Consider the following 18,334-nt stretch of genomic DNA (forward strand, 5'->3'; position numbering starts at 1 on the left):
GGGCTCAGAAATCCAGATCCGCGTAATGGGCCGCCGGCGGCATGCCGGCCACCCGGTCGGCCAGCAACCCCCGGAACGAGGGCCGCGACTTGACCCGAGCATACCAGTTGCGCGCCATCTCGTCCTCGTCCCACGGGACGTCGCCGAGATAGTCGGCGCAGGAGAGGTGGGCGGCGGCCGCGAGATCGGCATAGGTCAGGTTGTCGCCCGCGAGCCAGCGCCGACGGGCAATCAGGTAGCCGATATATTTGAGGTGGTAGCGCACGTTGGTCCGCGCCGCCCGGATCGCGTTCATGTCCGGCGGGCCGCCGCCCTCGTGGGCCGACATGAAGCGTTTCGAGATCTTCTCGTTGACCAGGTAGCCGGTCACCTCCGAGTCGAACTTGATCAGGAACCAGTCGAGCAGGCGCCGGACCTCGACCCGCTCCACCGTGTCGTCCGGCAGCATCCGCCGCCCGGACAGGCCGAGCCCGCGCGTCTCGTCGAGATATTCGGCGATCACCCCGGCACCCGGCACGACGAGACCGGTCTGCTCCAGCAGAACGGGCGTCGACCCGGCGGGATTGATCAGCAGGAAGTCGTCCCGGCGCTCCCAGGGGCGCTCCTCGAACAGCGTCGGTTCCAGGCCCATCTCGGCCAGGACGAGACGGATGAACCGGGAATTCGCGCAGAAGGGGAAGTGGTAGAGGGTCGCCATTGAGGCCGTCAGGACTGCTCGGTCTGACGGCGCGGCCAGTCCCGCGCCGGTCGTCGGCCCAGGCGCGCGGGTCTTCGGCGCGCAGGACTTCAGAGCGAGCGTTATTGCTCGATCGTTGCCGAGCCCTTAACACGCGCCGCCTGTTCCGGTAACTGCCCGTCAACCCTGATGGGCGATGCCTCCGGGCGCAATTTTCCCATGGTCCGCGGCACGCTCACGAGGGGCGGTCGCGCGCCCGCGGCGCGAGGCTCGACAATGGATCCGGCAAGCATCGGCAAGGCGGTCCTGCTCGCCCTGGTGGAGGGCGCGACCGAATTCATCCCGGTCTCATCCACCGGTCACCAGCTCCTGGTCGGCCACTTCATCGGCTTCCACTCGCCCAACAACACTTTCGAGGTGCTGATCCAGCTCGGGGCGATCCTGGCGATCCTCGCGGTCTATTTCCGCCGGCTGATCGGCATCGCCACCGCGCTGCCGACGAATCCCCAGGCTCGCCGCTTCGTGATCGGCATCCTGGTGGCCTTCCTGCCGGCCGCGATCATCGGCGGCCTCTTCTCGAAGGTGATCAAGGCCTACCTGTTCAACCCGTGGATCGTCTGCGCGACCCTGGTGGCCGGCGGCCTGGTGCTCCTCGTCATCGACGACACCGACCTCGAGGTGAAGAAGACCGACGTCTACGACTTCACCCTGCCGATGGACCTGAAGATCGGCATCTTCCAGTGCCTCGCGATGATCCCGGGCGTGTCGCGCTCCGGTGCCACCATCGTGGGCGCGATGCTGATGGGCGCCGACAAGCGCTCCGCCACCGAGTTCTCGTTCTACCTGGCGATGCCGACCATGGCCGGTGCCTTCGCCAAGGACCTGTTCGACAACTACAAATTCCTGTCGCGCGACGATGTCGGCCTGATCGTGATCGGCTTCATCGTCTCGTTCCTCTCGGCGCTGTTCGTGGTCCGCGTCCTGCTCGACTACGTGTCCCGCCACGGGTTCCGGCTGTTCGCCTGGTGGCGGATCATCGTCGGCGCGCTGGGCTTCGCGGGGCTGATCATCCTCGGATAACAATCCTCGCCCTTCGGGCGATTGCCTCCGGGCGAGCGGCGTGCGAGGCACGACCCTGAAAGCGGTGCACAAGACGCCGCGCCCAGGGACGTTCCGATGGAAGACACACCGCTCGCCGACCTGTTCGAGCCCGCCGACCGGGCGCGCTGGCTCGGCCTCGTGGACAACGTCCTGAAGGGTGCCGATTTCGAGAAGCGGCTGGTCTCCCGGACGAGCGACGGCCTGCGGATCGAGCCGCTCTATCCCCGGGCCGAGCCGACCGCCCAGCCCTTCCGCGAGCCGGGCCCCTGGCGCGTTTCTCAGCGGGTCGACCATCCCGAGATCGCCGCCGCCAACGCCCAGGCGATGACCGATCTGGAAGGCGGCGCCGACGCCCTGGCTCTGGTGTTTGCCGGCTCACCCGCCGCCCGCGGTTACGGCCTCACCGTGAGCAGCGTCGCTGATCTCGACGCCCTGCTGAAGGGCGTGATGCTGCCCCTGATCAGCCTGCGCCTCGATGCCGGCGCCCGCGGCCTCGAAGTCGCCGGCCTGGTGAAGGCCCTGGCGGCGCACCGGGGCGAGGACCTGTCCAGCTACGATCTCGACCTCGGCATCGATCCGGTCGGGACGCTCGCCGCCACCGGCAGCCTCGGGGCGGTCTGGAGCGAGATCGCCCCGCGGCTGGCCGCCACCGTTTCCGACCTCGAAGCGGCGGGCTTCAACGGTCGGGCCTTCCTGGCCGACGGACGCCCCTACCACGAGGCCGGCGCCGGCGAGGCGGCCGAGCTCGCCGCCGTGCTCGCCACCGCCGTGACCTATCTGCGCGCCCTGGACGCGGCCGGCCACGACCTCGCCACCGCCCGCGACCGGATCGCTGTGCTGCTCGCCGCCGATGCCGACGAGTTCGTCACGGTGGCGAAGTTCCGCGCCCTGCGCCGGCTCTGGGCCCGGATCGAGCAGGCCTGCGGTCTGGAGCCGAAGCCCCTGCGCCTCCATGCCGAGACCGCGTGGCGGATGATGACCCGGCGCGACCCGTTCGTGAACATCCTGCGCACCGGCATGGCCGCCGCCTCTGCCGGCATGGGCGGCGCCGATGCGGTCACGGTCCTGCCCTACACCCAGGCGCTCGGCCTGCCCGACGCCTTCGCCCGCCGGGTGGCGCGCAACAGCCAGATCGTGCTCCTGGAGGAATCGCACCTCGCCCGGGTCGCCGACCCCGCCGCCGGCGCGGGCGGGTTCGAGGCCCTGACCGACCAGCTCGCCGAGGCGGCCTGGGCGGCGTTCCAGGCGATCGAGGCCGAGGGCGGGATCGTCGCCTCGCTCAGCGTCGGCAAGCTGCAGCGGCGCATCGAGGCGACCCGCGAAGCCCGGGCCAAGGCGGTGGCGACCCGCCGCGCGCCGCTGACCGGCGCGAGCGAGTTCCCGAACCTCGCCGAGAAGCCGGTCACGGTCCTCGACGTGAAGCCGGTCACCGCCGGACCCAGCTCGAATTTCGGCGCGGGCTCGGCGGTCGCCTGTGATGCGCTGCCCGCGATCCGCCTGGCGGAGCCCTTCGAGGCGTTGCGCGACGCCGCCGATGCCTACCTGGCCAAGACCGGCCGGCGGCCGAGCGTGTTCCTCGCCAATCTCGGCGCGGTCTCCGCGTTCAACGCCCGGGCGACCTTCGCGGCCAACGCCTTCGCGGCCGGCGGCATTGAGGCGGTCTCGAATGATGGCTTCACCGATACGGCCGCCCTCGCGGATGCGTTCCGGGACTCGGGCGCCGCGCTCGCCTGCATCTGCTCCACCGACGCGATCTACGCCGAGCAGGCCGTGCCGGCCGCGGAGGCCCTGAAGCAGGCCAGAGCCGGCACGATCTACCTTGCCGGCAAACCGACGGATCTGCTCGATCCGCTGAAGGCCGCGGGCGTTCACGCCTTCCTGCATGTCGGCTGCGATCTGGTGGCCCTGCTCGACGGCGCGCTGCGCGCCGCCATGCGGGCCCCCGCGACCCGCTGAGACGCCCCCATCTGCCTGCCCCGACCAACGCCATGAGCCGACACCGTTTTGCGCGCCTGATCGGCGCCGGCCTGATCCTCGGATGCGCGCGTCCCGCGGCGGCCATGCCGCGGGGCGTCCCGGTCCCGGATCGGTTCGACGGCACCTGGAGCGTCGAGATCCTCACCGAGGCCGGCGCCTGCGACCGGGCCTATCGGTACCCGGTGCGGATCGAGCACGGGCAGGCCCGGCTTGTCGGGACCGCCTTCGTGGTGCAGGGCAGCGTCACCCGGAACGGCGTGGTGCGCGGCTCGATCGCCAGCGGCATCGCCACCGCCGACGTCGCCGGCCGGCTCGGCCCCAACGGGTTCGGGGCCGGCACCTGGGTCGCTACCGGCGCCGTCGCATGCCGCGGTCGCTGGCGGGCCGAGCGGCGCGGCTGACGCGTCGCGAAATGGTCCGCATCTTGCCCGAGATCGGGCGGATGCAACGTCCCCTCAGCCGCGATCCCGACGCAATCATGAGGGAATGCTGAACGCCATTCGGACACCCGACGAGGCCGCCCGCATGAAGTCCACGATCCTCGCCACCTTCGCCGTCCTCACGCTGGTCTCGACCGCGCAGGCCCGTCCCCACCGCCACCCGGCGGCTCCGGCCGTGAACCAGGCGGAGGCCGAGAAGGTCCTGGGCCCGCTGCGGCAGGCGGCGACGGAGTGCTTCGCGGAGACCGTGCTGGCCAACCCGAAGGCGACCGCCGAGGCCCGCGCCGGCCATTGGTACGAGGCGGTGGGCATCACGGGATTCCTGTGCCGCCCGGAGGTCGCCGCGATGATCCAGGCCCATGACCGGATCTACGGTGCCAAGACCGGCGAGCGCTACTTCAAGGGCGCCTACGTCAAGCACCTCGACCAGCAGCTCGCCGAGCATCTGCAGCCGATGCTGGCCCACAAGGCGGTCGCCAGCGCCGAGCCGCCGCCCGAGAAGGTCACGGACGGCGACGCCCCGGCCAACTGAGCGGGAACCACGCGGGGCGCTGCGTCTTCTCGGTGGAGGAGACGCGATGCCCTACGAGCTGCATTACTGGCCGATGATCCAGGGGCGCGGCGAGTTCGTCCGCCTGGCCCTTGAAGAGGCCGGCGCCGCCTACGTGGACGTCGCCCGCCAGGACGATGACGACGGCGGCATCGAGCCGATGCTGGACCGCCTCGACGACCCGAAGAACCCGCGGCCGCCCTTCGCGCCGCCATTCCTGCGCGACGGTGCCGTCGTGATCGGCCAGACAGCGGCGATCCTGCTCTATCTCGGCCCCCGCCTCGGCCTCGTCGGCGAATCCGAGCCGGACCGGATCTGGGCGCACCAGCTGCAGCTCACCATCGCGGATGCGGTGGACGAGGCCCACGACACCCACCACCCCCTCGGCGTCGGCCTCTACTACGCGGACCAGAAGCCGGAAGCGCTGCGCAGGGCACAGGGTTTTCGCGACGAACGCATCCCCAAATTTTTTGGGTATTTCGAGCGGGTGCTGAGAGCCAACGGCGGCGAACATCTGGTCGGCTCGACGCTCTCCTATGCCGACCTGTCCCTGTTCCAGCTCGTCGCCGGCCTGCTTTACGCCTTCCCGAGGGCCTCCGCCGCGGCCCTGCGCGAGACGCCCCATGTCGCGCGGCTGCACGAGGCGGTGGCGCAGCGGCCGCGCATCGCCGCTTATCTCGCGAGCGACCGGCGCATCCCGTTCAACGAGGACGGGATCTTCCGCCGGTATCCGGAGCTCGACGGTTAAGCCCGCAATCTATCGGGGCGGGTGGGCGATCAGGATGCCGGCCAGCACGAGCACGATGAGCCCCAGCACCAGCGACAGCAGCCGCCAGAACAGCAGCGGGTCCCGCTCCAGCAGCGAAGCGCGCCGCGTCTCCGTGAAGGCCGGGTTGGGGTGCCGGAGGTCGTGGACGAACTCCGAGAGCGCCTGGTAGCGCCGGGCGGGATTGGGATGGACGGCCTTGCGCAGCGCCCCGTCGACCCAGACCGGCAATAGCGGCCGGACGCCCCGGGCGGAGGCGTAGCGGAGCTTGCGCTGGGCGGCCCGGGTCAGGGCCCGGGGGACCCGATCGCCGTAGGGCAGCCGGCCGGTGAGCATCTGGTAGGCGATGACGCCCACCGAGAAGATGTCGGAGGACGCGGTCGAAGGCTCGCCAAGAAAGCATTCCGGAGCCGTGTACTGCACCGTGCCCAAAATCTCGGCGGCGTCGATCCGCGGATCGCCCTCGACCACCCCGGCCACCTTGGTGGCGCCGAAATCGATGACCTGCACGGTCCCGGCCTTGTCGATCAGGACGTTGTCGGGTCGCAGATCCTGGTGGACCATCTCCCGCCGGTGGAAGGCCTGCACGCCCTTGGCGAGCTGCTCGATCAGCCCGCGCACCGCCTCCAGCTCGGGCGCAGCGTGGTCGCGCATCCACTGCGTCAGGGTCTGGCCCTCGACGTAGCGCATCACCGTGTAGAGGTGGCTGCGGCGGCGGGTCTGCGGATGAGCCTTGAGGACGTGCGGGCTGTCGATCCGCCGGGCGATCCACTCCTCCAGGGCGAAGCGCTTGCGCTGGGCCGGGTCGTCGCGCAGGTCGAGCGACAGGACCTTCAGCGCGACCCGATCCCCCGTCTCCGCGTCGATCGCGAGATAGACCCGGCTGCGTGGTCCGGAATGGAGCGTGCGCAGCAGCCGGTAGCCGTCGAACTCGGCCGGCGGGTCGAGCAGCGGGGCGGGATCCAGCCTCTCGACACCGCCGAGGAGATCCGCCGGCTCGCCCTCGGGCAGGGAGTCGAGCCGCACGATCTGGACGGTCAGGTTGTCCGGGCTGCCGGCCTCGTGCGCGGCCTCTGCGATCGCCCGGGCGGCACCATCGAGATCGTCCCCGGCCGCCGCGATCATCGCGGCCACGTCCCGGGCGCGGACATGCTCGTGGATTCCGTCGGTGGTGAGCACGAAGACGTCGCCGGCCTCGACGCTCACCGCGTGGTAGTCGATCTCGACATGCCCGCCCGCGCCCAGGGCGCGGCCGAGATAGGATTCCGCCGCCGAGACCACGACCCGGTGATCCTCGGTGAGCTGTTCCAGCGACCGGCCGGCGACGCGGCAGATCCGGGCATCGCCGACGTGGAAGAGGTGCGCCGTGCGCGCCTTCAACACCAGCGCGCTGAAGGTGGTGACGTAGCCCTTGTCGGCATCGTGCGGGTTGAGGCCCCGCCGCGTCTGGGCGTAGAGCCAGGAATTCGTCGCCGCGATCACGCGCTGCGCCGAGGATTTCACCGACCACGTATCGGGGGTGGCGTAGTAGTCGCTGAGGAAGCTCTTGACCGCGGTCTCGCTCGCCTGGGCACCGACCGCGCTGCTGCTGATCCCGTCGGCCAGCGCCACCGCGATGCCCTTCAGGCCGAGCGCCGGCTGGGACGGCACCAGGGCGCCGTGGAAATCCTGATTGGCCTCCTTCCGCCCGGCCGCGCTGGCCTGGCCGATCGTGACGGTCAGGTCCGCCTTCACGCGGCCGCCGCCGACGCGTCGCCCCGGCCGCGATAGGACAGGGCCTCGGCCAGATGCAGACGGCGCACCTGCGCCTCGCCGTCGAGGTCGGCGAGCGTGCGCGCCACCCGCAGGGTCCGATGGAAGCCGCGGGCCGAGAGCCGCATGCTCTCCGCCGCCTGGCGGATCAGGGCCGTCCCCTCCGCATCCGGCGATGCGACCTCCTCGATCAGGGTCGCCGGGCAGGTGGCGTTCGTGGTGGCGGCCGGCAAAGCGTGGGCGGCGTAGCGCGTCGTCTGGAGCGTGCGGGCGGCGGCGACCCGGGCCGCGGCCTCGCGGGAGCCCTCGGCCGGCGGCGGCAGGATCAGGTCGGCGGCGGTGACCGCCGGCACCTCGATGCGCAGATCGATCCGGTCCAGCATCGGCCCGGAGATCCGCGCCTGGTACTGCGCCATGCAGCGTTCGTTCAGCCCACGCCGGCAGGCATAGCCCGGCTCGAGCCCCTGGCCGCAGCGGCACGGGTTCATGGCGGCCACGAGCTGGAAGCGGGCCGGATAGGTCACGCGGTGGTTCGCCCGGGCGATCATGACCTCGCCGGTCTCCATCGGTTGGCGCAGGCTGTCGAGCACCTGCGGCGCGAATTCGGGCAGCTCGTCCAGGAACAGCACCCCGCCATGGGCGAGCGACACCTCCCCGGGCCGGGCCCCGAGGCCGCCGCCGACGAGTGCCGCCATGGAGGCGGAATGGTGTGGCTGCCGGAACGGCCGGCGGTTCGAGAGCGCCCCGTCCTTCAGCTCGCCCGCCACCGACTGGATCATCGAGATGTCGAGCAGCTCCCGGGGCGTGAGCGGCGGCAGGATCGAGGGCAGCCGGGCCGCCAGCATCGACTTCCCGGATCCGGGCGGACCGTTCATCAGAAGGTTGTGGCCGCCGGCCGCCGCGATCTCCAAAGCGCGCTTGGCACCCTCCTGGCCCTTGATGTCGGAGAGGTCCGGCAGCGGCCCCGCCAGGCCGGCCACCGAGGGTTCCGGCCGGGCCATGACCTGGCTGCCCTTGAAGTGGTTGGCGAGCTGGATCAGCGAGCGCGGCGCGAGCACGTCGAGGTCGCCCCCGGCCCAGGCCGCCTCGGACCCGGTGGCGGCCGGGCAGATCAGCCCGAGGCCGCGGGCCCCCGCCGCGAGCGCGGCCGGCAGCACGCCGTTCACCGCCGTGATGCTGCCGTCCAGCGCCAGCTCGCCGAGCACGCAATAGCCGCCGAGGGCGTCGGCCGGGATCGCCCCGATCGCCGCCATGACGCCGAGCGCGATCGGCAAGTCGTAATGCGAGCCCTCCTTGGGCAGGTCGGCCGGGGCGAGGTTGACGGTGATGCGCTTGGCCGGCAGCGCCAGCCCGGAGGCGATCAGGGCGCCGCGCACCCGCTCGCGCGATTCGGCCACCGCCTTGTCGGGCAGGCCGACCACGTTGAACACGACATTGCCCGGGATGATCTGGACCTGCACGTCCACGGACCGGGCCTCGATCCCCTCGAACGCCACGGTGGCGACGCGTGTGACCATAGGTCGGCAGTCCTGAGCCCCGGTGTCGGCGTGGCGCGGCGGGCAACCTTAGCTGTGCTGGAAAATCGAAGCGGGCTCAAGAGGATCGCGGTTCTGCGGGAACCCCGGCGCCGTCCCGCTGTTCAAAGCCGGCACACAATCGAGACACGGAGACTTCGATGCGCCTCGCCGCCCCCCTGCTCGCCCTCACCCTGGCCGCCGGCCTCACCTGCGTCGCCCGGGCCGACGAGAAGCTCCCGCCCGACCAGCAGGCCAAGGTCGAGGCCATGCTCCGCCAGGAGGGCTTCACCAAGTGGAAGGAGATCGAGCTCGACGACGGCATGATCGAGGTCGACGACGCGATCGACGCCAACGGCAAGCAGTTCGACCTGAAGCTCGATCCGAAGACCCTGGCTGTGGTCAAGCGCGAGGCCGAGTAGCCGGCGCTTGCGTTCGGCCAAGAGCCCGGCCATATAGCCGGCGGGGGGTTGGCGAGGGACGTTTCACTCGCCAACCGGGTCAGGTCCGGAAGGAAGCAGCCCTAACGAGACCGAGCGGGTCTTCGTCCAGCCTCCCACCTTATTTCCTGGCGCTCGGAAGCCCGACCCGACACGGCATGGACGCTTCGACCGGCACGCCTGACGACGAGCCGGGCCTGCCCGGGTTCGCAAGCCCCGCCAGCGCGGCGACGCCCTACCGGGTGCTCGCGCGGAAATACCGCCCGACCAATTTCGGCGACCTGATCGGCCAGGACGCCATGGTGCGGACCCTGGCCAACGGGTTCTCGGCCAACCGCATTCCCCAGGCCTGGATGCTGACCGGCGTGCGCGGGGTCGGCAAGACCACCACCGCCCGCATCCTCGCCCGCGGCCTCAACTATGCCCGGGCCGGAATCCCCGATACCGGCCCGACCGTGTCGATGCCGGAACTCGGCCTGCATTGCGCGGCGATCATGGAATCCCGGCACATGGACGTGCTGGAGATGGATGCCGCCTCGCATACCGGCATCGACGACGTGCGCGCGATCATCGACGGCATCCGCTACGGGCCGGTCTCCGCGCGCTACAAGGTCTACATCGTGGATGAGGTCCACATGCTCTCCGAGAAGGCGTTCAACGCCTTCCTGAAGACGCTCGAGGAGCCGCCCCCCCACGCGAAGTTCGTGTTCGCCACCACCGAGATCCGCAAGGTTCCGGTGACGATCCTGTCGCGCTGCCAGCGCTTCGACCTGCGCCGGGTCGAGGCGCCGGTCCTGCACGCCCATCTCGCCAAGGTCTGCGCGGCCGAGAAGGTCGAAGCCGAGGACGAGGCCTTGGGCGCCATCGTGCGTGCCGCCGAGGGCTCCGTGCGCGACGCGCTCTCGCTGCTCGACCAGGCCATCGCCCACGGCGCCGGTGCGGTCACGGCCCAAAGCGTGCGCGACATGCTCGGGCTCGCCGACCGGGCCCGGATCCTCGACCTGTTCGAGGCGGTGATGCGCGGCGCCGTGCCGGCGGCCTTCGCCGAGTTACGGGCGCAGTACGATTCCGGCGCCGACCCGTCGGTGGTGCTGTCCGACCTCGCGGCCTTCACCCATCTCGTGACCCGCCTGAAGGTCGTGCCCGAGACCGCCTCCGACCCGACGCTGAGCGAGACCGAGCGGGTCCGCGGCGGCCAGTTCGCGGAAAAACTCTCGATCCGCGCCCTGTCGCGGGCGTGGCAGATCCTGCTGAAGGCGATTCCCGAGGTCCAGGCTGCCCCGCGTCCGCTGGCGGCGGCCGAGATGGCGATCGTCCGCCTCGCCTACGCGGCCGACCTGCCGACCCCCGACGAAGCCCTGCGCCAGCTGAAGGCCGAGGCCGCGGCGGCGCCCGTCGAGGAGGCCCCGGCCACCTCCGGCCGCCCGCCCCTGCCGCCGATCCCCGACCTGCGCGGCGGCGGCCCGAGTGCGGCGGCGTCCGTCGCACCGCGGCCGATGCCGGTCGGCGCGCCCATGGCCTCCGCCGCGGCGGCACCGGTGGCGATGTCGACCCCGGCCCCGATCGCGATGGTCGCCCCGGCGGAGCGGCCGGCCGCACCGCCCGCGCCACGGCTCGCCCGCTTCGAGGACTTGGTCGCGCTCGCGGACGCCAACCGCGACATCCTCCTGAAGACCGCTCTGGAGCGGGACGTCCACCTCGTGCGCTTCGCGGAGGGGCAGATCGAGTTCCGCCTCGCCCAGGGCGGCCGGTCGAGCCTGGCCACCGATATCGCCGCCGCGATCCTGCGCTGGACCGGGCAGCGCTGGGTCGTCTCGGTCTCCAAGGAAGAGGGCGCGCCGACCCTCGATGCCACCGTCAAGGCCGCCACCGAGACCCGCCGCGAGAACGCCGCCGCCGACCCGTTCGTGCGCGAGGTGCTGACGCGCTTCCCCGGTGCCGAGATCGTCGATGTCCGCGAGACCGCGCCGCCGCCGACCGCCGATCCGGCGATCACGGGCGACGGCGACCCGGTGCCGGCGGACGAGGTCCCGGACGACGACTTCTGAGGAGCGGGCACGGCCGCACGTGGCGGCGCGCCGCCATCATCCCCACCTAGACTGATCTTCACGCGACGAGAGAGAGCTGCATGCGCGACCTGATGGGCATCATGAAGCAGGCTCAGGCCATGCAGGAGAAGATGGGCTCCCTGCAGGCCGAGCTCGACGAGATCGAGGTGACCGGCGCCTCCGGCGGCGGCTCCGTGCGCGTCACCATGAGCGCCAAGGGCCAGATGAAGGGCGTCAGCATCGATCCGTCCCTGATGGTCGCCGACGAGCGGGAGATCCTCGAGGACCTGATCGTCGCCGCGTGCAACGATGCCCGCGGCAAGGCCGAGGCGACGATGCAGGAGCGCATGGCCGAGCTGACCAAGGGCTTGCCCCTGCCGCCCGGCATGAAGCTGCCGTTCTAGGGGCGGCCCGGAATACGGGTCTGGAGCCGCGGTTCTCCGGATCTAGCCCCCCCTTGTCCTTCGAGGCCCGATGGCGCGGGCACCTCAGGATGAGGGCGGGGATCGGACAGGTGGGTCCAGCGGCACATGCCACGTCTTCGTCAACGCGGTCGCCGGCTGACGAGGACGATCCCGGCCAGGATGAGCGGGATCGCCAGCGCGAGGATCGGCGGGAAGCGTTCACCCAGCAGTGCCACTGCCAGCCCCTTGCCGGTGATCGCGCCGATCCAGCCGATCTGGCTGAGCCCCACCGGGCCGCTGCGCTTCTGTAAGACGAAGAACAGCGCGTAGGTGGCGGCGATGATTGCCGCCTGCATCGGCAGCAGGCCGGCCGTCGAGGCCGAGGGCACCGCGAGAAGCGGGATTCCGGAGGCAACCGCGTAGGCCCCGATGAGCGCCGTGGCGGTCAGAACCATGATCGGCGCCAACAGGCGCGGCGACGCGTGGTCGGGCCACGCCGCCGAGCGATAGATATTGCCGGCGGCGACGCTGAGCGGCGCCGCGAGGGCGAGCCCGGTCCAGAGCCCTCCCCCGTCGGCCCCCGTCAGGCGCGACACGGCAAACAGCAGCGCGCCCGCGAGCCCGAGCGCCATGCCGGCCAGCCCCTGGACTGAGAGCCGATCCATCCCGAGGGCCAGCGCGAGGCCGTAGGTCAGCAGCGGCGGGAAGGCGAGGCAGAGCGCCACGAAGCCGGCCCCGACATGGGGGATCGCCGCGAAGGACAGGATGTTCGGAAGGGCGAAGCTCAACAGCCCGGCCTGCAGCCCGTAGCGCAGGAGCGCCGGCGACGGTGTCAGCCGTTCGCCCGCCACGGCTGCAAGCATTGCCAGAATCAGCCCCCCGCCGAGCGCCGACCAGAACAGGAAGGCGATCGGAGGCCAGCCCGACCGGCTGGCGAGGCCGGCGACCACGGTCGTGAGGCCGAGCAAGGCTCCGGTCGACAGGAGCAGAAGGTAGGCCGGCGGCGCGGCACGGGGCGTCGCGATCCCAGCCGGTGCATTCATCGTCCCCTCCCGATCCATAGGCGATCCCTGCCGATTGCCATCCAGAATCGGCAGACCTAAAATCTCGCCGCAAAGTATCTTTACGTCAAGATATCGGAGGCTGCGCCGTGGTGGACGGGATGGATCGTGCGGCCCGGGCCGTGGCGCAGTGGCAGCGTGAACGGCCCGATATCGACGCGTTTCCCATGGAGGTTCTGGGCCGCCTCGCCGAGCTGGCGCAGGTCGTCCTGCGCGACCGGCTCAACCCGGTCTTCGCGGAATTCGGCTTGCAGCAGGGTGAGTTCGACGTGCTGGCGACGCTGCGGCGGTCCGGCAGGCCATACGCGCTAACGCCCACTGCCCTGTGCGAGGCCGCGATGATCTCATCGGGCGGGATGACCGCGCGGATCGACCGCCTCGAGAAGGCCGGCTTGATCGAGCGTCAGAAGCACCCGTCGGATCGGCGTGGGACACTGGTCGCGCTGACCCCGAAGGGCTCGGCGCTCATCGATGCCCTGCTTCCGCGCCATATCGAGGCCGAGCGCCAAGTCCTGGCGCCGCTCACCGAGGATGAGCAGCGCATCCTGAACAGGCTTCTCGCGAAGCTGATCGCCGGGCTCGGCTGAGCGCGGGCGGCCGCAGGATGGGCCGCCCGGTCGGTAAGACGCCTACGCGGCGATCGCCTGAGCGGTCGGCCCGGCGGCGCGCACGTCGGAATCGACATGGGCCTCGAAGCGCTTGAAGTTGTCGTCGAACATCTTCACCAGCCGCGCCGCCGTCTCGACGAAGGCGCTCTTGTTGCCCCAGGTCTTGACCGGGGTGAGGATGTCCGCCTCGACGCCCGGCACCGAGACCGGCACCGCGAAGCCGAAATACGGGTCGCGGCGGAACTCGGCCTGGGCGAGCGATCCGTCGAGGGCGCCGGCGAGCAGGCGTCGCGTGACGCGGATCGGCATGCGCTGGCCGGTGCCGACGCCGCCGCCGGTCCAGCCGGTGTTGACCAGCCAGCAATCGACCGCGTGCTTGGCGATCAGGTCGCGCAGCAGGTTGCCATAGACGCTCGGGTGCCTGGGCATGAACGGCGCGCCGAAGCAGGTCGAGAAGGTCGCCTCGGGCCCGGTCAGCCCGCGCTCGGTGCCGGCCACCTTGGCGGTGTAGCCCGAGAGGAAGTGGTACATCGCCTCGGCGCCGGTGAGCTTGGCGATCGGCGGCATAACCCCGAAGGCGTCGCAGGTCAGCATTACGATGTTCTTCGGATGCCCGGCCCGGCCGGTGGCGCTCGCATTGGCGATGAAGTCCAGCGGGTAGGCGCAGCGGGTGTTCTCGGTGAGCGAGGCATCGTCGAAATCCGGCACGCGCGTGACCGGATCGATCACCACGTTCTCCATCACGGTGCCGAAGCGCTCGGTGGTGGCGTAGATCTCGGGCTCGGCGTTGCGCGAGAGGCGGATCGTCTTGGCGTAGCAGCCGCCCTCAAAGTTGAAGATGCCCTCGTCCGACCAGCCGTGCTCGTCGTCGCCGAGCAGCTGGCGCGAGGAATCGTTCGACAGGGTGGTCTTGCCGGTGCCCGACAGGCCGAAGAAGATCGCCGAGCCGCCCTCGGGGTCGAGCGCCGCATTGGCCGAGCAATGCATCGGCATGACGTGCTGGCCGGGCAGGATGTAGTTCAGGTAGGTGAAGACCGACTTCTTCATCTCGCCCGCGTAGGCCGAGCCGCCGATGAGCACGAGCTTCTTGGCGAAATCGATGGCGATCACGGTCTTGGAGCGGCAGCCGTGCCGGGCGGGATCCGCCTGGAAGCTCGGCAGGTCGATGATCGTCAGGTCCGGCACGTAGGTCGCGAGCTCGGATCGGTCCGGCCTGATCAGCAGGTTGCGGATGAACAGCGAGTGCCAGGCGAACTCGGTGAACACCCGGGCCCTGACCCGGTGGGCCGGGTCGGCACCGCCATAAAGGTCCTGGGCGAACAGCTCCTTGCCCTCGGCGTGCTTGAGGAAATCCTGGCGCAGGGTCTCGAACTGCTCCGGCGTGATCGCGCCGTTGTTGTCCCACCAGATCTCGTTCTCGGTGCTGGCATCGCGCACCACGAACTTGTCCTTGGGCGAGCGGCCAGTATGGCTGCCGGTGGTCGCCACGAGGGCGCCGCCGCGGGCGAGCTGGCCTTCCCTGCGGAACAGCGCCTCCTCGTAGAGGCTCGGCGCCTCGAAGTTCCAGCGGACGGCCTTGAGGCCGCGGAAGCCGGCGGCGTCGGCACCGTGGGCCGCGTTGTGGTCACCGATATTGGTCAAGAGCGTATCTCCCGGAGCCCCTGTTCGTGCCGTCGACGCGACATGACCGGACGCCAGCGGTGTCCGGGTTTACCCGGGGGACGTCCGTGCGGTCGTACAGGTCCGCCGCACGCTGGATCTCCGTTCCCCGGTCGCTCGTCCGCCCCATACTGGATAGGCGGCCAAGCGTTGCCGTCTTACCGGGTGTCGCGGGGGGCCCGCAACGTGAACGCAGGCGTTTGACCCCGGTGATGATCGCAGGATGCCGCCGTTGTAACAGTCGGCGGACGGTTGTTCTTCGGCGCGGCGCAGGCTCATCGGCCCGAACGACCGGATCGGGGTGGGCGGAGATGCGCTCTTGCGCACCGCCGGGGGCCGGCTATGCCCTGCCGAACGTTCCGCAGACGCCCATTCAGCAATTCCCCGCCCCAGAGGCACGATGCCCCAAGCCGTCGCCGGCCCCGAAATCGAGCGCCTGATCCAGCTTCTGTCCCGGATGCCGGGGCTGGGACCGCGCTCGGCGCGGCGGGCGGCGCTCCAGCTCATCAAGAAGCGCGAGACGCTGCTCGCCCCGCTGGCCGACGCCATGCGGGTGGCGGCCGAGCGCATCGTGGTCTGCTCCAGTTGCGGCAACGTCGACACCTCGGAGCCGTGCACGATCTGCCGCGACACCGAGCGGGATCCCTCGACCCTGGTGGTCGTCGAGGATGTCTCGGACCTCTGGGCCCTGGAGCGGTCCGGAGCGGTCAAATCGCGCTACCACGTGCTCGGCGGCGTCCTGTCGGCCCTGGACGGCGTGCGGCCCGAGCACCTCAACCTGGCGAGCCTCGTGGAGCGTGCGGCCGATCCGGCGGTGAAGGAGATCATCCTGGCGCTGAACGCCACCGTCGACGGCCAGACCACCGCCCATTACGTCACCGAGTCGATCCGGCACCTCGACCGCAAGGTGACCCGCCTCGCCCACGGCGTCCCGGTCGGCGGCGAGCTCGACTATCTCGACGAAGGCACGCTCACCGCGGCGATCCGCAGCCGCACCACCTTCTGACGGTTTTGCCGGGGCGGTGTCGCGGCGACCTGCAGAAGCGGTATTTGACCGGCCCCGACCCACGCCATATTGCCTCGGAATCCCCGGAGTCCGCGTCTGTGGCGCTCCCCTTGCCGGTTTCCGCCATGACCATCCGTCCGCTCGTCATCCTCCCCGACGCCGTCCTGCGCCGCACCTCGGAGCCGGTCGGACCGATCACGCCCGAGATCCGCACCCTCGTGGCCGACATGTTCGAGACGATGTACGACGCTCCGGGCGTTGGGCTCGCGGCGATCCAGGTCGGCGTCGCCAAGCGGGTCGTGACCATCGACACCTCGAAGGAAGAGGGCGTGCGCGAGCCGCGGGTCTTCATCGATCCCGAGATCGTCTGGTCCTCGGAGGAGAAGCGGGTCTACGACGAGGGCTGCCTGTCGATCCCGGAATATTACGCCGAGGTCGAGCGGCCGGACCGGGTCCGGGTGAAGTTCCGCGACATCGAGGGCCGGGAGCAGGAGATCGAGGCCGACGGCCTTCTGGCGACCTGCATCCAGCACGAGATCGACCATCTGAACGGCGTGCTGTTCATCGACCACATCTCGAAGCTGAAGCGCGACCGGGTGATCAAGCGCTTCACCAAGGCGGCCAAGCGCGACGCGGCCTGACCCCCGATGCGCGTCGTCTTCATGGGCACGCCGGATTTCGCGGTGCCGACACTGGCGCGGCTCGCGCAGGACGGCCATGACATCGCCGCCGTCTATACCCGCGCGCCTGCCAAGGCCGGCCGCGGGATGAGCCTGCGGCCGTCGCCGGTCCACGCGCTGGCCGACAACCTCGGGATCCCGGTCCTGACGCCGGCGAGCCTGCGCAGCCCGGACGCCGTCGAGACCTTCGCCGGGCACCGGGCCGACGTCGCGGTGGTGGTCGCCTACGGGATGCTGCTGCCGCAGGCGATCCTGGATGTGCCCAGGCACGGCTGTCTCAACCTCCACGGGTCGCTGCTGCCGCGCTGGCGGGGTGCCGCGCCGATCCAGCGCGCCGTGATGGCGGGAGACGCCGAGAGCGGCGTCGGCATCATGCGCATGGAGGCCGGGCTCGATACCGGTCCCGTCGCCTTGGAGGGACGCGTCCCGATCGCGCCGGGCATGACCGCCGGCGAATTGCACGATGCGCTGATGCCCCTCGGGGCCGAGCTGATGTCCCAGGCGATCGAGCGCCTTGACCGGGGCGCCCTGACCTTCACGCCGCAGGCCTCCGAGGGCGTCGTCTACGCGCACAAGATCAGCAACGACGAGGCGCGGATCGACTGGTCGCTTCCGGCCGCGGAGGTCGCGAACCGGATCAACGGCCTGTCGCCGTTCCCGGGGGCGTTCTTCGCGGTCGATCTCGGCAAGGGGCCGGAACGGGTGAAGGTCCTGCGCACCGCGGCCGGCGCCGGCACGGGCGCGCCGGGGACGCTCCTCGATGCCGAGGGCCTGGTCGCCTGCGGCACCGGGGCGGTCCGGCTGACGGAGTTGCGCCGGGCCGGCAAGGGCGGCAGCGCCAGCGGCGCCGAGTTCGTGCGCGGCGCGCGCCTCGCGCCCGGCACGCTTCTCGGCTGATGCCCCGCTACAAGCTCGTCATCGAATACGACGGCACGCCGTTCTGCGGCTGGCAGCGTCAGTCCGACGAAGCCACGATCCAGGGCGCGATCGAGGCGGCGGTGACGCGCTTCTCCGGCGAGGATGCCCGGCTGACCTGCGCCGGCCGGACCGATGCCGGCGTGCACGCCATCCACCAGGTGGCCCATCTCGACCTCGCCAAGCACTGGCGGACCGACACCGTCCGCGACGCCATCAACGCCCATCTGCGACCGCAACCCGTCGCCGTGCTCTCCGCCGAGATCGTCCCGCCGAGCTTCGACGCCCGGCACTCGGCGATCCGCCGGCACTACCGCTACCGCATCCTCAACCGCCGCAGCCCCGCGGCCCTGACCCGCGCCCATGTCTGGCACGTGCCCTGGCCGCTCGACCCGGATGCGATGCATGACGCCGCCCAGCGCCTCGTCGGCCTCCACGACTTCTCCGCCTTCCGAGCGGCCGAGTGCCAGGCCAACAGCCCCGTGCGGACGCTGGACCAGCTCGACGTGGCCCGCGCCACCATGGCGCTGCACGAGGAGATCGTGGTGACGACCTGCGCGCGCTCGTTCCTGCACCACCAGGTCCGGGCCATGGTCGGGACGCTGATGCTCGCCGGCTGCGGACGCCTCTCGGGTGACGACGTCGCCGACATCCTGGCCTCGGGCGAGAAGCGCCGGTGCGGGCCGCTGGCGCCGGCCTGTGGGCTGACCTTCGTGGGGGTGGATTACTGAATTCAA

At 70.9% G+C, this 18,334-nt stretch carries 18 protein-coding genes and 1 other RNA gene; 14 read left to right on the forward strand and 5 right to left on the reverse strand.

The genetic code is table 11. The features are described 5' to 3' along the window. Positions 1-4 precede the first annotated feature (4 nt). Entirely contained in the window at positions 5-697 is a 693-nt protein-coding gene (locus BMZ47_RS07595; RefSeq protein WP_007561448.1) for a glutathione S-transferase family protein, read from the reverse strand. A 255-nt stretch (positions 698-952) separates the two neighbouring features. On the opposite strand from BMZ47_RS07595, the gene BMZ47_RS07600 reads away from it, so the two are divergent. From BMZ47_RS07600 to BMZ47_RS07620, 5 genes are all read left to right on the forward strand, one after another. Then, a complete protein-coding gene (locus BMZ47_RS07600) occupies positions 953-1,756 on the forward strand; it encodes an undecaprenyl-diphosphate phosphatase (RefSeq protein ID WP_007561446.1) in 804 nt (267 codons plus the stop codon). 96 nt (positions 1,757-1,852) lie between these two features. Then, positions 1,853-3,733, forward strand: a complete 1,881-nt coding sequence (locus BMZ47_RS07605) for a methylmalonyl-CoA mutase family protein (protein WP_091860325.1) — start codon at positions 1,853-1,855, stop codon at positions 3,731-3,733. Between the two features lie 32 nt (positions 3,734-3,765). Beyond that, complete coding sequence (locus BMZ47_RS07610) at positions 3,766-4,155, forward strand: hypothetical protein (RefSeq protein ID WP_091860328.1); 390 nt, start codon at positions 3,766-3,768, stop codon at positions 4,153-4,155. A gap of 124 nt (positions 4,156-4,279) precedes the next feature. Further along, positions 4,280-4,726, forward strand: coding sequence for a hypothetical protein (locus BMZ47_RS07615; protein WP_091860580.1), 447 nt, complete (start codon positions 4,280-4,282; stop codon positions 4,724-4,726). Positions 4,727-4,772: 46 nt separating this feature from the next. Then, a complete protein-coding gene (locus tag BMZ47_RS07620; protein WP_091860331.1) occupies positions 4,773-5,492 on the forward strand; it encodes a glutathione S-transferase in 720 nt (239 codons plus the stop codon). 9 nt (positions 5,493-5,501) lie between these two features. Here BMZ47_RS07620 and BMZ47_RS07625 read toward each other — a convergent pair whose 3' ends face one another. After that, positions 5,502-7,244 carry a bifunctional protein-serine/threonine kinase/phosphatase gene (locus BMZ47_RS07625; RefSeq protein ID WP_091860334.1) on the reverse strand — a complete coding sequence of 581 codons (1,743 nt, stop codon included), beginning with the start codon at positions 7,242-7,244 and terminating at the stop codon, positions 5,502-5,504. After that, positions 7,241-8,779 (reverse strand): YifB family Mg chelatase-like AAA ATPase, encoded by a 1,539-nt coding sequence (locus BMZ47_RS07630; RefSeq protein WP_091860337.1) that lies wholly within the window; start codon positions 8,777-8,779, stop codon positions 7,241-7,243. The genes BMZ47_RS07625 and BMZ47_RS07630 overlap by 4 nt, the downstream gene beginning before the upstream one ends. Before the next feature lie 158 nt (positions 8,780-8,937). On the opposite strand from BMZ47_RS07630, the gene BMZ47_RS07635 reads away from it, so the two are divergent. The 4 genes from BMZ47_RS07635 to BMZ47_RS07650 all read left to right on the forward strand — a co-directional run bounded on the left by BMZ47_RS07635 (position 8,938) and on the right by BMZ47_RS07650 (position 11,668). Then, a complete protein-coding gene (locus BMZ47_RS07635) occupies positions 8,938-9,198 on the forward strand; it encodes a PepSY domain-containing protein (protein WP_091860341.1) in 261 nt (86 codons plus the stop codon). A 41-nt stretch (positions 9,199-9,239) separates the two neighbouring features. Continuing rightward, positions 9,240-9,338: signal recognition particle sRNA small type (gene ffs, locus BMZ47_RS07640), an RNA gene on the forward strand. Between the two features lie 36 nt (positions 9,339-9,374). After that, positions 9,375-11,264 carry a DNA polymerase III subunit gamma/tau gene (locus BMZ47_RS07645; RefSeq protein ID WP_091860344.1) on the forward strand — a complete coding sequence of 630 codons (1,890 nt, stop codon included), beginning with the start codon at positions 9,375-9,377 and terminating at the stop codon, positions 11,262-11,264. A gap of 80 nt (positions 11,265-11,344) precedes the next feature. Beyond that, the gene (locus BMZ47_RS07650; protein ID WP_007561429.1) at positions 11,345-11,668 is read left to right on the forward strand and encodes a YbaB/EbfC family nucleoid-associated protein; all 324 of its coding nucleotides are present in this window, start codon (positions 11,345-11,347) and stop codon (positions 11,666-11,668) included. A gap of 140 nt (positions 11,669-11,808) precedes the next feature. Here the strand turns inward: BMZ47_RS07650 and BMZ47_RS07655 are convergent, their stop codons facing one another. Next, the gene (locus BMZ47_RS07655; protein ID WP_091860583.1) at positions 11,809-12,711 is read right to left on the reverse strand and encodes a DMT family transporter; all 903 of its coding nucleotides are present in this window, start codon (positions 12,709-12,711) and stop codon (positions 11,809-11,811) included. Between the two features lie 119 nt (positions 12,712-12,830). Between BMZ47_RS07655 and BMZ47_RS07660 the strand changes: the two genes are divergently transcribed. Next, positions 12,831-13,316: a MarR family winged helix-turn-helix transcriptional regulator gene (locus BMZ47_RS07660; protein WP_091860347.1), complete on the forward strand. Its 486-nt coding sequence runs from the start codon at positions 12,831-12,833 to the stop codon at positions 13,314-13,316. Between the two features lie 42 nt (positions 13,317-13,358). Here the strand turns inward: BMZ47_RS07660 and BMZ47_RS07665 are convergent, their stop codons facing one another. Beyond that, a complete protein-coding gene (locus BMZ47_RS07665; RefSeq protein WP_091860350.1) occupies positions 13,359-14,978 on the reverse strand; it encodes a phosphoenolpyruvate carboxykinase in 1,620 nt (539 codons plus the stop codon). A 418-nt stretch (positions 14,979-15,396) separates the two neighbouring features. Between BMZ47_RS07665 and recR the strand changes: the two genes are divergently transcribed. From recR to truA, 4 genes are all read left to right on the forward strand, one after another. Continuing rightward, positions 15,397-16,002 (forward strand): recombination mediator RecR, encoded by a 606-nt coding sequence (gene recR / locus BMZ47_RS07670; protein WP_007561422.1) that lies wholly within the window; start codon positions 15,397-15,399, stop codon positions 16,000-16,002. A 125-nt stretch (positions 16,003-16,127) separates the two neighbouring features. Beyond that, positions 16,128-16,643 carry a peptide deformylase gene (def, locus tag BMZ47_RS07675; protein WP_050733091.1) on the forward strand — a complete coding sequence of 172 codons (516 nt, stop codon included), beginning with the start codon at positions 16,128-16,130 and terminating at the stop codon, positions 16,641-16,643. A 6-nt stretch (positions 16,644-16,649) separates the two neighbouring features. Beyond that, entirely contained in the window at positions 16,650-17,579 is a 930-nt protein-coding gene (gene fmt / locus BMZ47_RS07680; protein ID WP_091860353.1) for a methionyl-tRNA formyltransferase, read from the forward strand. After that, positions 17,579-18,328 carry a tRNA pseudouridine(38-40) synthase TruA gene (truA, locus tag BMZ47_RS07685; protein ID WP_091860356.1) on the forward strand — a complete coding sequence of 250 codons (750 nt, stop codon included), beginning with the start codon at positions 17,579-17,581 and terminating at the stop codon, positions 18,326-18,328. The genes fmt and truA overlap by 1 nt, the downstream gene beginning before the upstream one ends. The last annotated feature ends 6 nt before the right edge of the window (positions 18,329-18,334 follow it).

It is taken from the genome of Methylobacterium brachiatum (assembly GCF_900113845.1).
Taxonomy (GTDB): Bacteria; Pseudomonadota; Alphaproteobacteria; order Rhizobiales; family Beijerinckiaceae; genus Methylobacterium; species Methylobacterium brachiatum.